12 protein-coding genes are annotated in these 12,772 nt (G+C 64.6%); 1 reads left to right on the plus strand and 11 read right to left on the minus strand.

Translation table 11 applies throughout. The annotated features are described in order from the left end of the window. Positions 1-23: 23 nt before the first annotated feature. From ggt to FJ430_RS28550, 5 genes are all read right to left on the minus strand, one after another. Complete coding sequence (ggt, locus tag FJ430_RS28530) at positions 24-1,610, minus strand: gamma-glutamyltransferase (protein ID WP_140705171.1); 1,587 nt, start codon at positions 1,608-1,610, stop codon at positions 24-26. A 21-nt stretch (positions 1,611-1,631) separates the two neighbouring features. Then, positions 1,632-2,432: an ABC transporter permease gene (locus tag FJ430_RS28535; RefSeq protein WP_140705169.1), complete on the minus strand. Its 801-nt coding sequence runs from the start codon at positions 2,430-2,432 to the stop codon at positions 1,632-1,634. Further along, positions 2,429-3,352: an ABC transporter permease gene (locus tag FJ430_RS28540; RefSeq protein ID WP_140705167.1), complete on the minus strand. Its 924-nt coding sequence runs from the start codon at positions 3,350-3,352 to the stop codon at positions 2,429-2,431. The genes FJ430_RS28535 and FJ430_RS28540 overlap by 4 nt, the downstream gene beginning before the upstream one ends. Continuing rightward, positions 3,349-4,428: an ABC transporter ATP-binding protein gene (locus tag FJ430_RS28545; protein ID WP_140705520.1), complete on the minus strand. Its 1,080-nt coding sequence runs from the start codon at positions 4,426-4,428 to the stop codon at positions 3,349-3,351. The genes FJ430_RS28540 and FJ430_RS28545 overlap by 4 nt, the downstream gene beginning before the upstream one ends. Positions 4,429-4,508: 80 nt before the next feature. Continuing rightward, positions 4,509-5,549, minus strand: coding sequence for an ABC transporter substrate-binding protein (locus FJ430_RS28550; protein WP_140705165.1), 1,041 nt, complete (start codon positions 5,547-5,549; stop codon positions 4,509-4,511). A gap of 234 nt (positions 5,550-5,783) precedes the next feature. Here FJ430_RS28550 and FJ430_RS28555 point away from each other — a divergent pair, with 234 nt between their 5' ends. Continuing rightward, on the plus strand, positions 5,784-6,482 hold the full coding sequence (locus FJ430_RS28555; RefSeq protein ID WP_181167006.1) for a GntR family transcriptional regulator: 699 nt from the start codon (positions 5,784-5,786) through the stop codon (positions 6,480-6,482). Positions 6,483-6,497: 15 nt separating this feature from the next. On the opposite strand, the gene FJ430_RS28560 is transcribed toward FJ430_RS28555, so the two are convergent. From FJ430_RS28560 to FJ430_RS28585, 6 genes are all read right to left on the minus strand, one after another. Continuing rightward, complete coding sequence (locus FJ430_RS28560) at positions 6,498-7,568, minus strand: ABC transporter ATP-binding protein (protein WP_226891940.1); 1,071 nt, start codon at positions 7,566-7,568, stop codon at positions 6,498-6,500. Positions 7,569-7,629: 61 nt separating this feature from the next. Continuing rightward, positions 7,630-8,238: a cupin domain-containing protein gene (locus tag FJ430_RS28565; protein ID WP_140657679.1), complete on the minus strand. Its 609-nt coding sequence runs from the start codon at positions 8,236-8,238 to the stop codon at positions 7,630-7,632. A 283-nt stretch (positions 8,239-8,521) separates the two neighbouring features. Next, on the minus strand, positions 8,522-9,592 hold the full coding sequence (locus FJ430_RS28570) for an ABC transporter substrate-binding protein (RefSeq protein ID WP_140705161.1): 1,071 nt from the start codon (positions 9,590-9,592) through the stop codon (positions 8,522-8,524). 27 nt (positions 9,593-9,619) lie between these two features. Then, complete coding sequence (locus FJ430_RS28575) at positions 9,620-10,438, minus strand: ABC transporter permease (RefSeq protein ID WP_140705159.1); 819 nt, start codon at positions 10,436-10,438, stop codon at positions 9,620-9,622. Further along, the gene (locus FJ430_RS28580) at positions 10,435-11,325 is read right to left on the minus strand and encodes an ABC transporter permease (protein WP_140705157.1); all 891 of its coding nucleotides are present in this window, start codon (positions 11,323-11,325) and stop codon (positions 10,435-10,437) included. The genes FJ430_RS28575 and FJ430_RS28580 overlap by 4 nt, the downstream gene beginning before the upstream one ends. Before the next feature lie 94 nt (positions 11,326-11,419). Further along, complete coding sequence (locus FJ430_RS28585; protein ID WP_413467809.1) at positions 11,420-12,637, minus strand: NAD(P)/FAD-dependent oxidoreductase; 1,218 nt, start codon at positions 12,635-12,637, stop codon at positions 11,420-11,422. Between the last annotated feature and the right edge of the window lie 135 nt (positions 12,638-12,772).

Genomic DNA, 12,772 nt, shown 5'->3' on the forward strand with positions numbered 1-12,772 from the left:
GATCGGCCGATGTCCAGCGCTGCTCAATATCCGAGCGCCAGGCCGTCCTTGCGCGGATCTGACGCGCCGGTCAGCGTGCCCTTTTCCCAATCGATCAGCACCGCCTGACCGCCGCCCAGCGGATGACCGGGCTCGACCACCTTGTGGCCAAGCCGGCGCAAGTCTCCGATCGTCTCGGCACGCACGCTTCGCTCGGCCTCGACGACGTCGTGGTTGTAGAACACCCGCGCGGCATCGATCGCCTGCTGCGGGTCCATGCCGAAGTCGATCATGTTGGTCAGCACATGGACATGGCCGAAGGGCTGATAGCCGCCGCCCATCACGCCGAAGGGCATCATGGCGCGGCCGTTGCCCGTCACCATGCCCGGCATGATCGTGTGCATCGGCCGCTTGCCCGGCGCGATTGCGTTCGGGTGCTTCGGATCGAGGCGGAAGCTGGAACCGCGGTTCTGCAGCACGACGCCGGTCTTCGGGCCGACGACGCCGCTGCCGAAGGAATAATAGGTCGAGTTGATGAAGCTCACCGCATTGCGGTCGTGATCGACGACGCTGATATAGACCGTGTCGCTGCCAGGGAGATCCAGGCGCGGCAGATCGGTCATGGCGCGCTCGGGATCGATCGCAGCGCGCAGGCGATCGGCATAGGCGCCGGAAAGCAGCGCCTGGACCGGCACGTCGACATGATCCTGATCGGCGAAAAACGCATCGCGGTCCTGGTAGGCGAGCCGGCCCGCCTCGATCTCGAGGTGCAGGCGCGCGGCGCCGTCCGGATCGAGCTTGCCCAGATCAAAGCCCGAGAGCAGGTTCAGCATCAGAAGCGCGGTGAGGCCCTGATTGTTGGGCGGCATCTGGTGGATGTCGTAGCCGCGATAGGAGGTGCTGACCGGGGTCCGGTAATCGCCCTTGGTGGCGGCGAAATCGTCGAGCGTATGCAGGCCGCCGAGCGCGCGAAGCCGCCCGACCAGATCGTCCGCGACCGCGCCCTCGTAGAAACCGGCGCGGCCTTTCCTGGCGATGACGCGCAGCGTCTCAGCCAGCTCCGGCTGGCGATGGACGTCACCCGCCTTCGGCGGCTTGCCGCCCGGCAGGAAGATGCGCGTCGCGACCTCGTCGGCCGACAGGTCGGTCTCGGGATCCTCCCAGTCGAAGGCGACGCGGTCGTGCACGACATAGCCTTCTTCCGCGTAACGAATGGCCGGAGCGAGCGCGTCGGCCAAACCCTTGCGGCCGTGATCCTCCAACAAGCGGCACCAGGCGTCGATGGCGCCGGGAACGGTGACCGCGTGCGGCCCCTGTTTCGGCAGTTCGCTGAATCCCTTGTCCCGGTACCAGTCGACGGTCGCGGCGGCGGGTGCGCGGCCCGAGCCGTTGAAGGCCAGCACGTTGCCGTCGCCGTTCGGGCAATAGAGGACAAAGCAATCGCCGCCGATGCCAGTCGATTGCGGCTCGACCACGGCCTGCACCGCGGCCGCGCAGACCGCGGCGTCCATGGCGTTGCCGCCGGAGCGCAGCATGTCGATTGCCGCAAGCGTGGCGAGCGGATGCGAGGTCGCGGCCACGGCCTCGGTGGCGCGAACCGGCGAGCGGCCTGGAAACTGGAAGTCACGCATGCGGTTCTGGGTATCCCTGTATCAACGTCCGCGGCCGAAAAGTTGGGCAGCGGACAACAAGACGATCGATAGCACGATCAGGCAAGTCGAAATGGCGGCGATCGTCGGATCGATCTGGTCGCGCAGCGCATTGAACATGCGGCGCGTCAGCGTCGTGGTCTCGCCGCCGGAGATGAACAGCGACACCACCACCTCGTCGAAGGAGGTGATGAAGGCGAACAGTGCGCCCGAGACGATGGAGAATCTTATTTGCGGCATCGTCACCTGGAAGAAGGCGGAGAAACGGCCGGCGCCGAGGCTGCGGGCGACCATCTCCTGGTTCATGTCATAGGACCGCAAGCCCGAGAGCACGGTCAGCACGACCAGCGGCAGCGCCTGCACTGTGTGCGCGATGACGAGGCCGGTCAGCGTGTTGTTGAGGCCGATGCGGGCATAGAGAAAGAATGTGCCGATGCCGATCAGGATGACCGGGATGATCAGCGAGGCGGTGAGCAGCGCGTTGATCAAGCCGGTCAGCCGCAGCGTGCGGGCGTTGATGGCGTAGGCCGCGGCGGTGCCGAGCAGGGTTGCGACGATCGCCGTCATCACCGCGACCTTGACCGACACGATGGTGGCGTCGCGCCATTCGACGGAGCCGAAATAGCTCTCATACCAGCGCAGCGACCATTCCTGCGGCGGGAACTGCAGCAGCGTCGAACCGGAGAAGGACATGATGACGATGATCACCGACGGGGCGATCAGGAACAGCATGACGAGGCAGCCGAGCGCGTAGAGCCAGAGGCGTTGCCGATGCGAGATGGGCAGGGCGTTTTCCATGCTCATCGCCGGCTCCAGACCCCGGTGGCGCGGGCGCCGAGCAGCCACTGGAAGAGGCCAAGCAGCGCCAGCGTGACGCCAAGCAGCACGACGCCGAGCGCGGCGCCCGCGCCCCAGTTGGAATAGAGGCTGGTGGTCTGCTCCATGCGCATCGCCCACATGATCACCTTGCCGCCGCCCATCAGCGCCGGGGTGACGAAGAAGCCGAGGCACAGCACGAAGACGATGACCACGCCCGAGGCGAGACCGGGCAGCGACAGCGGCAGGAAAATCTGCCGGAAAGTGGCGGCCGGGCTGGCGCCGAGATTCATGCCGGCGCGCAGGCAGTCGGTGTCGATGCTCTTCATCGACGCGTAGAGCGGCAGGACCAGGAAGGGCAGCATGATGTGGGTCATGCCGATGACCACGCCGGCGAAATTGTTGGCGAGCGGCAGCGGCTGGGAGATGACGCCGAGGTCGATCAGCCAGCTGTTGACCAGGCCCTTGCGCTGCAGGATGACCAGCCAGGCATAGGTGCGCACCAGCACCGAGGTCCAGAACGGCAGGATGACGAAGATCAGGCAGACCCCCGCGGCGCGGCGCGGCAGTTGCGACAGCATATAGGCCAGCGGATAACCGAACAGCACGCAGGCGCCGGTAACGACGAAGGCCACCTTGAAGGTGGTGACGAAGGTCTTGATGTAGGAGGCCTGCTCGAAAAAGCGCGCGTAATTGGCGGCGCTGAGTTGGCCGGCCTCGTCGAACAGCGACAGCCAGAACAGCCAGCCGATCGGCACGATGATGACGGCGAAGACCAGAAGCAGCCCGGGCGACAAAAGCGCGAGCAGGCCGCGCGCCTCCCGTCGCGCGTCGGCGTTGAGCGCATCGGCATTGATCGCCCTATCGGGCCGGCCGGCATGACTGAGACTGGCGGATGCGAGGCTCATTGGTCTGCCACCAGAACGACGTCTTGGGCGTCGATGCCGAGCGTTATCGGCTCGCCCGGCGCCGGCAGTTTCGCCAGCACGTCGGAACGGCAATAGTCGCGCAACGTCACCTGTCGCCCATCCCTGAGCGTCGCGTAGCAGACGAAGCTGTCGCCCTGGTAAATGACATCGCCGACAATTGCCGGCAGCGCATTGACGTCGCCTGCAGGTTCGCCGGCGATCACGCGCAGCTTTTCTGGCCGCACCACCATCAGGTGCCGGCCCGATGACGGCATTGGATTCTTCATGCGCAGCTTGCTCCCCTCATGCCAGACGCCGCCATTGCGGCATTCGACCGGAATGAAGCTGGATTCGCCGATGAAGCCGGCGACAAATTTGGTCTTCGGCCTCGCATAAAGGGCTTCGGGCTGGTCGATCTGCTCGATGCGCCCGGCATTCATGACGGCGACGCGGTCCGACATGGTGATCGCCTCGCGCTGGTCGTGCGTGACATAGACCGTCGTCATGCCGAGCCTTCGGTGCAGGTTGCGCAGCTCGATCTGCATATGCTCGCGCAGGCTCTTGTCGAGCGCCGACAGCGGCTCATCCATCAGCACGATGCGCGGCTCGAAGACAATGGCGCGGGCCAAGGCCACACGCTGGCGCTGACCGCCGGAGAGCTGGTCGACACGGCGCTCGCCGAGGCCTTTGAGTTGCACAAGGTCCAGCGCCCTCTCGACACGCTCGACCGTTTCGGCCGTCGACACGCGGCGCTGCTTCAGCGGAAAGGCGATGTTGTGGAAGACGTTCATATGCGGGAACAGCGCATAGTTCTGGAACACCATGCCGATGTTGCGCTTGTGCGGCGGCATGGTGATGATCTCCTCGCCACCGACCTTGATAGAGCCGGCATTGGCCCGCACGAAACCGGCCAGGATCATCAACAGCGTCGTCTTTCCCGAGCCGGACGGCCCGAGCAGCGTCAGGAACTCGCCCGCGGCGACATCGAGGCCGAGGTCATGCAGCACGGACACGCCGCCGAAGCGCTTCTCGATACCGCTGATACCGATGGGAAGCGCGGTCTGCGCGAGAGACAAGAGCATCTCCTTCAACTCCGGATCATTTTTCGCGAAACGATGCGGAGCGGCGTCTCGCCGACGCCGCTCCAACAGGATCGCTATTGCTGGATCAGGTTGTTGAACTTCTCGGTCGCCTCGACGAGGGTGTCGCGCCAGAAGGCTGGATCCTGCAGCACCTGCTTCTTGACGTTCTCGGGCGCGGAATTGATGTCCTTGATGCGCTCCGGCGGGATTTTGCCGGTCTCGAAGGCCTTCTCGTTGGCGGGGCCATTGTCGACATAGAGCGGCAGATTGGCCTGGAGATCGGGGCTGACGAACTTGGCCAGCGCCTTCATCGCGATGTCCTTGTTCTTCGACCCCTTCAGGATGACCATGCAGTCGGCGGTGAGCACGCCCTGGTCGAAGGAGAAGCTCACGGGCGCGCCTTCCTTCTTCAAGGTGCCGGCGCGGCCGTTCCAGATGCTCGCCATGTCGACCTCGCCGTCCTTGACGAGCTGCATGGCCTGCGCGCCGGATGTCCACCAGGCATCGATGTGGCCGCGGATCTTGTCCACCGACTGCAGCGCGCCGTCGATGTCGACCGGATAGACCTTGTCGATCGGAATGCCCTTGGCGAGTGCCGCAACGCTCAGCGTTTCGGTCGACTGGCTGCCGGAAAGCGCGCGGCGGCCGGGGAATTTTTCGACGTCCCAGAAATCGGCCCAGGTCTTCGGGCCTTTGTCGCCGAAGACATCGGTGCGATAGATCAGCACCACGGAGGTGTAGGAGATGCCGACCCAGTCGTCGTGGACAAGCTTCGGGTTGATGCCGCTCTTGTCGATGACGTTGTAGTCGAGTTTTTCGAACAGACCTTCCTTGGAGCCGCGCGCGCATTCGTCGGCGCCAAGCTCGGTGATGTCCCATTTGACGGCATTGCCGGTGACCTGCAGGCGCACGTCGTCGAGGCCGTTGGTGGTGTCCTGCTTGATGGTGATGCCGAGTTCCTTGGCCGTCGGATCGAAGAAGGCCTTGGTCTGCGCTTCCTGATAGGTGCCGCCCCATGAGGCGACGGTAATGGTGTCGGCGGCCGACGCCGGAACGACGACCGTGGCCAGCAGGCCGGCGACGGCCATCCCGTGAATACAAAGTCTCTTCGTCATTTTCGCTTCTCCAACCGGTGTTCCCGTTATCGTTGATTTGGTATGCGAATTTGTATACAATTTTGAGTGTATTTTTTCGGAGGCCGATGTCAACTCGGGTTTTCGCGTTTTTTGGTTGCGGTAGAGGACGACCGTTCCGCGGGGGCAATGCCTCCGGCGAAATGCTCCTGTTCAAGCCTGCCCTAAAACGAACTAAGCTCGCGAATCCGTGACGCAACGTTGGAGACGGAACGCTTGAAGGAGAGAAAGAACACGCTGCGCGACTCGGTGTTCGAGGCGCTGAAGGCGTTGATCATCACCGGCCAGATCCCACCGGGCGGCCGCGTGACGGAAAACGAGATCGCCGAGCGCCTGAAGGTGAGCCGCACGCCCGTGCGCGAGGCCTTCAACCGGCTGGAGCGCGACGGGCTGGTGATCGGGCGGCCGCGCCAGGGCTATGTGGTGGCAGAGTTCAATCTCACCATGTTCCGCGAGGCTTTCGACATCCGCGAACTGCTCGACGGGCGCGCGACCGAACTGGCGGCAGCCAACGCGACCGCCGCCGACAAGGCGAAACTGCGCGACATGCTCGCCGAATGCGAACGGCTGGCGGCGATTCCGGATCGCAGCACCAGGGAGAAATTCGAGGAGTTGCAGGTCGGCATCGACCTGCACCGGGTGATCGCGGAGATCAGCGGCAACGAGATGCTGCACGGCATGCTTTGCGGCATCCTCGACAAATGCCAGCAATATGTCTGGACAGAGCTTCTGTGGCTGGACGAATGGAAGCTCACCCGCGAGGAACATGCCGGCATCGTCGACGCGATCTGCGCCGGCGATGTCACGCTGGCCGGCGAGCGCGCCCGTTCGCATGTGCGCGGCTCGCGCGAGAACATCCTGCGCCTGCTGCAGGCCAAGTCCGATTATCAGGGATTCTTCGCCAAGGCGTCTTGAACCAACGCTTTCGCATCAGTTGGAAAGCATGGGACAGTTGGCGCCGCGCCGCAGGCTGACATGCGCCACGTCGCCGACGCTGAATTGTGAACCGTCGGCACGGCGCGGGGCATCGATGACGATCGCGGTCCCCTCACCCAGTTCGGCATGCAGGCGCAGCGTGCGGCCATGGAAGACGACGCCGCTCACCCGTACCGGCGCGGTTCCCTCGGCGGCTTCACCGGCGGCCAGAAGATCCTCCGGCCGCACGCCGATGGTGCGCGTGTCGCCGACAGCCGGCGTCTCGCCGCTGTCGGATGTAGCCTCCAGCGGCAACTCACCTGCGGCGAAGCGCAGGCGCTCGCCGTCGCGTCCGACGAAATGCGACTGTAAGAGGTTCATCGTGCCGATGAAGGAAGCAACGAAGCGCGTCGCCGGCCGATCGTAGAGCGTCGCCGGCGCAGCAGTCTGCTCGATGCGGCCCTTGTTCATGACGACGATGCGGTCCGAAATCGACAACGCCTCGGTCTGATCATGCGTGACCATGACGAAGGTGGTGCCGAGCCGCGACTGCAGCCGCTTCAATTCGACCTGCATCTGCTCGCGCAGATGCGCGTCGAGCGCCGACAGCGGCTCGTCGAGCAGCAGCACGCGCGGCTCGCAGACGATGGCGCGGGCCAAAGCGACGCGTTGGCGCTGGCCGCCGGAAAGCTCCGAGACGCGGGCGCGCAGCTTGTCGGCGAGGCCTACCATGTCGAGAGCCTCGCGGACCCGTTTGGCCTGCTCGGCTCCGGTGAGTTTGCGCAGCGACAGGCCGAAGCCGACATTGGCCGCGACGTCCATATGCGGGAACAAGGCATAGTCCTGGAAGACGGTGTTGACCGGGCGATCGAAGGGCCGCAGCCCGGTGATGTCGCGGCCATCGAGCAGGACATTGCCGCTGGTCGGACTTTCGAAGCCGGCGATGACCCGCAGGCTCGTCGTCTTGCCGCAGCCGGACGGACCGAGCAAGGTCAGGAACTCACCGGTGGCGATATCCAGATCGACGGCATCGAGGCCGACCACGCCACCGGGAAAGACTTTCGAGACTTTCCGGAGCCGAACCAATGGTTCTCGCAATTCCGGACGGAAAACCGCTTCACACTTTTCCTGGAATTGCTCTGAGGCGTCACGCGCCATCGCGCACCTCTGACGGTTTTGTCGTGTTGACCCACAGGATCTGGCAGCGCTCGGCGCCGGGATTGCGGAAGGCATGCAGCAGCGTGCTCTTGAAGGCAAAACTGTCGCCGGCTTTCAGCACATAGGTCGTGGCGTCCACCACCAGTTCGACCTCGCCCGCCATCACGAAGCCGAATTCATGGCCGGCATGGGCATAGGCTTCCGCCGTGCCGCCGCCGGCCTCGACCGTGACCAGCATGCCGGTGAGCGTCGCGGCAGGCGGCGACAGCAGCGCCTTGGCGATGCCCTCGGATTTCACCGGGATCGCGCGCCGCTTGTCGGCGCGCACGCAATAGAGATCGTTGACCGCTTCATTGCCGTCGGCGATGAGCGCCGAAGGCTCGATGTCGAGCGCGGCGGCGAGCGGCCAGATCACCTTGACGCGCAGCGAGGACATGCCGCGCTCGATCTGGCTGAGCGCGCCGATGGAGATGCCGGCCTTGGCCGCGAGCTCGGCCAGCGACAGCTTGCGCTCGAGCCTGAGCGCCCGCACGCGCCGGCCGACGCGGATATCGGCATCGTCTTTCGGCTTCGCCGCCGCTTCGTCGAGAATGTCCATGCAATGGTCCTCGTTGCAGTCAATTAGGCCGGCAATTGACCAAGCCGGCCTCATTATTAAGTTTCTTATCCTGCCGGACGCTGGCACTGCCCCTCATCGCCCTGCCAGTTCCTTCTCCCCGTATAGTGACGGGGAGAAGGAACTGGCCGCAACGCTGGCGCCAGTCCTGCGACGAGGTGATTGGCGAAACCGCCGGCGACAGCGCCCCTCTCCCCGTCACTATACGGGGAGAGGATGCCGGCAGGCAGGTGAGGGGCAGCGCAAAACTTCGGCAATTAATCGCTCAGCCCCCTGCCTTCACCTTTTCGAACATCTTGGCCACGTCGTCATTCTGCTTCATCGGGCCGGTGAAGATGGTGCTCTTCAGCATCACGTCCGGATCGGCCGGCAGTTGCAGCTTGTCGAGCTCCTCCTTCGACACGCCGGCGAAGGCGGTCGAGAGCGAGCTGCCATAGCCGTAGGACTGGATCAGGAACTTGCCGGAGTCGGCGTCGAGCCGGCTGTTGATGAAGTCATAGGCGAGGTCGACGTTCTTGGCGTCCTTCAGCATGACGAAGCCGCAGGCCCAGGTCAGCATGCCTTCCTTCGGCTTCATGAATTCGACAGGCACGCCCTGCTTCTTCAGCGAGGTGGCCGAGGCATTCCAGGTCATGGCGGCGACCAGCTGGCCGCTCGCCAAAGCCTGCTCGACCGAGGTCATGTCGGTGGTGTAGCTCGACAGCAGCGGCCGCTGCTCGCGCAGCTTTTCGGCCACCTTGTCCATCTGGTCCGGCGTCATGTCGAAGGGGTTCACGCCGGCCAGGAGGGCGGCGACGATCGGCGTGTCGTGCACGGCGTCGATGGTCGCCATGCGGCCGGCATATTGCTTGTCCCACAGAAGGTTCCAGCTCGCCTCGGGGTTCTTCACCAGATCGGTGCGGTAGAGGATCGAGGTGTTGCCCCAGTCCCACGGCACCATCCAGACCTTGCCGTCCCCGGCCTGCAGGTCGGGCAAGTTCTTGAACACCGGGAAGATCGAATCCCAGTTCTTGATGCGCTTGGTGTCGATCGGCTGAAGCAGGCCTTCCTTGTTCCAGCGCGCCACCTTGTCGTAGCAGGGGTGAGCGATGTCGGGGCGGAAGCCGGCCTTGACCTTGGTGAAGGCGTCGTCGTCATCGCCGAAGATCGTCGCCTCGACGCCATCGGGATGCGCGGCAAGGAAGCTCTTGTTGAAGTCGGGCAATTCGTAGCCCGACCAGGTGAAGTATTGCAGCTTGTCGGCGGCCAGAGCGACCGTCGACGACAGCGCGAGCGCCAGTGCGGCAAGGCCGGCCCGGGCTTTGTGTCCGGCGATCGATTTCAGGTGGAATGTCATTTTCGTTCTCCTCTTCTTTGTTGTGGTTCAGGCTGGATTGCGGCGCGCAGTTCCAAGACCGCGGTGGCGAAGGATTTCGGCGGTGCCGGCGATGATGAAGGAGACAGTGAGGATCACCGTGCCGAGCGCCATCACGGTTGGCAGCGAGCGCGGGAAGCGCAGCTGGCTCCAGATGTAGAGCGGCAGCGTCGGCTCGGTGCCGGCGAGGAAAAAGACGACGATGAACTCGTCGAAGGAAATCAGGAAGGAGAGCATGAAAGCCGACAGCACGGCTGGCAGGCTGAGCGGCAGCATGACGCGCCGGAACGTCGTCCAGTCGGAAGCGCCGAGGTCGAGCGCCGCTTCGCGGATCGTCTTCGGGATGGCGGCGAAGCGGCTGCGCATCACCACCACGGTGGTCGGCAGCGCGACGAGGATGTGACCGAGCACGATGGAAACGCGCGATGGCCCAAGGCCGATGAGGTTGACCAGGATCAACAGCGAAATGCCGACGATGACGCCCGGGATCAGGATCGGCAGCCGGGCGATGGCGCTGATCGTGGCAGCGAGCGGCGAGCGGCCGTAGAGGTCCATATAGGAGACAGTGATGCCGCAGAGCGTCGCGCCGGAGGCGGCGATGACGCCGATGACCAGGCTGTTGGCCAAAGCGCCGGAAAGCGCCGGGTTGCCGTAGAGCGTGCGGTACCATTCGAGCGTGAAGCCCCGCAGCGGAAACGCCGCCTGGATGGAGTTGTTGAAGGAAAACAGCGGGATCAAAAGCACCGGCAGATAGAGGAAGACGAGATAGCCAAGCACATAGAGCCCGAGCCAGCGGCCGTCGCTGCTGGTGTCAGCCCGGGCGCTCATGTGCGACTGCCAAATCTGCTGTCGGCGCCGCGCGCGACGAGCACCACGCAGAGGATGACCAGCATGACGCAGACCGAGAGCGCGGCGCCGAACGGCCAGTCATTGGCCTTGCCGAACTGCGACTGGATCAGCGTGCCGATCATGGTGCTGGCAGGACCGCCGACCATGGCCGGCGTCACATAATCGCCGACCGTCGGCACGAAGACGACGAGTGCTGCCGCTAGCACGCCCGGCATGGAATTCGGCAGCACGACGCGGCGGAAGCTGGTGAACGGCCGCGCACCAAGATCGGACGCGGCTTCGAGCAGCGATTTCGGGATCGTGTCCAGCGCCACATAGATCGGCAGAATGGCGAAAGGTGCGTAGGCGTGGGCGAGCGTCACCACCACCGCTGCCGGCGTGTTGAGGAAGGCAAGCGTCGGCTGTGACCAGAGGCCGGTCTCGATGAAGGCCGAGTTCAGAACGCCATTATAGGCGAGCACGATCTTCCAGGCGAAGACGCGCAGCAGATAGCTGGTCCAGAACGGCAACGTGACCAAGAAGAGCAGCAGGTTGCGCCGCCGGCCGGCGTGGAAGGCGAGGTAATAGGCGACGGGATAGGCGGTGGCGACGGTGGCGAGCGTGACCAGGCCGGCGATGACCAGCGAGCGCAGCGTCACCGTCCAGTAGAGCGGATCGGTAGCGACGGTGACGAAATTCTCCGCCGTCAGGCCGACGCCGAGCAGCGAGCCGTCATTGCCCCTGAAGGCGAGGAAGACCACCAGGCCAAGCGCGAACAGGATCAGGAAGAAGGTGACCAGTCCGCCCGGCAGCAGCATGGCGAAGCGAAACACCGGCGAGATGCGGTTTTCCGGCAGGGGCCGCGTTGCAGCGATGGTCGACGACATCGAACTGTCCATCGAAATTCTGAAATAACCCAATGATTTTTCATATTCCTGAAACTGTCAAGCTGAATCGCTTGTGCGCCGCACGCGTTCGGGGTCAGCGCTCGAACGCGTCGAGCATCCGGTACCAGGTGATCGCCGCGGCGACGCCGACCTGGCGGAAAGCGTGGAACGGGATCGGCTTGATCGGCGACAGCGGGAACGGCAATTGCCTGGCATCGCCGCTCGCGAGGTAATTCGCCATGCGCTTGCCCAGCGCGCTCATCAGGCCGACGCCCCTGCCCTGGCAGCCGACGACCGCGAGCAGACCTTTCTCCGGCTCATGCAGATGCAGCAGATGATCCGGTGTCAGCGCCACGCGGCCGAACCAGCGCTTTTCGATGGCGACGCCCGCGAGCGCCGGATAGAGGCGGGTGAGCGCGCGTTCGCAATGCGCCCAGTCCGCAGGGCTGGAGGGCAGCGCCATGCGGCCGCGGCCGCCCAGCACCATCCGGCCATCGGGACTCCGGCGATAGTAGACGAGGATGCGACGGGAATCGGAAACGGCTTGCCCGCCCGGCAGGATGCTGGCTGCAAGGTCCGCCGGCAGCGGCGCGGTGGCGATCTGGAAGGAATGCAGCGGCACGATCGTCTGTGCGAGGCCAGGCAGCAGGCCGTCCGTATAGGCGTTGGTGGCGAGCACGACCGACCTGGCGCGCAATTCGGCGCCGCCTTGCGTCGAAACCCGCCAGACGCCGGCCTCCTTGGCGAGTTTCACCACCCTTTGCTGCTCGGCGCTCTTCACGCCGGCGGCCGAGGCGACGCGCGCCAATTCCATCGTGTAGGACAGCGGATCGATGACGCCGGCGCGGCGGTCGAGCCAGCCGCCGAGATAGCCCCTGGCGCCGGTCATCGCCGCGATCCCTGCCTTGTCGAGCAGCTCGACGTCGGCGCCGCGCGAGCGCCATTGGCGATCCCGGTTCGCTGCCGCGGTCAAAGCGGTTTCGGTGTGGGCCGCCTGGATCCAGCCGTTGCGCGTGAACGGCACCGCCAGCTTCTCGTCGCGGATCACATCGAACACGGCGTCGGCCGTCGAAGCGGCGAATTCCACCAGGGCTTCGCCGCGCTCCTTGCCGAAATGCCTGAGCAGCCATTCGGGATCGTTTTTGAGGCCTGGAATGACCTGGCCGCCATTGAGGCCCGAAGCGCCCTGTCCGATCGCGCCGGCGTCAAGCACCTGAATGGAAAGCCCCTCGCGCGCCGCATGCAGCGCCGTCGATAATCCCATGATGCCGCCGCCGACGATGACCGCGTCGAGCGTGCCGCCAGCCGACAAGCTCGATTGAAATGCCAGGGCAGCCTGCGGCCTTTGCCAAATCGGATCGGAAAAGGCTGCGGGCAAAGATCACCTCGGCGCTGGAACTTCGTGAAAATCCTATTGTTGATTTCATGAATTTGAAAGCGCGTTTCG

The sequence above is a fragment of the Mesorhizobium sp. B2-8-5 genome, assembly GCF_006440675.2.
GTDB lineage: Bacteria > Pseudomonadota > Alphaproteobacteria > Rhizobiales > Rhizobiaceae > Mesorhizobium.

Bases quoted from the DNA above. Each gene is read 5' to 3' on its own strand.
- ggt (WP_140705171.1), bottom strand. From the start codon at position 1,610: ATGCGTGACTTCCAGTTTCCAGGCCGCTCGCCGGTTCGCGCCACCGAG.
- FJ430_RS28535 (WP_140705169.1), bottom strand. From the start codon at position 2,432: ATGAGCATGGAAAACGCCCTGCCCATCTCGCATCGGCAACGCCTCTGG.
- FJ430_RS28540 (WP_140705167.1), bottom strand. From the start codon at position 3,352: ATGAGCCTCGCATCCGCCAGTCTCAGTCATGCCGGCCGGCCCGATAGG.
- FJ430_RS28550 (WP_140705165.1), bottom strand. From the start codon at position 5,549: ATGACGAAGAGACTTTGTATTCACGGGATGGCCGTCGCCGGCCTGCTG.
- FJ430_RS28565 (WP_140657679.1), bottom strand. From the start codon at position 8,238: ATGGACATTCTCGACGAAGCGGCGGCGAAGCCGAAAGACGATGCCGAT.
- FJ430_RS28570 (WP_140705161.1), bottom strand. From the start codon at position 9,592: ATGACATTCCACCTGAAATCGATCGCCGGACACAAAGCCCGGGCCGGC.
- FJ430_RS28575 (WP_140705159.1), bottom strand. From the start codon at position 10,438: ATGAGCGCCCGGGCTGACACCAGCAGCGACGGCCGCTGGCTCGGGCTC.
- FJ430_RS28580 (WP_140705157.1), bottom strand. From the start codon at position 11,325: ATGTCGTCGACCATCGCTGCAACGCGGCCCCTGCCGGAAAACCGCATC.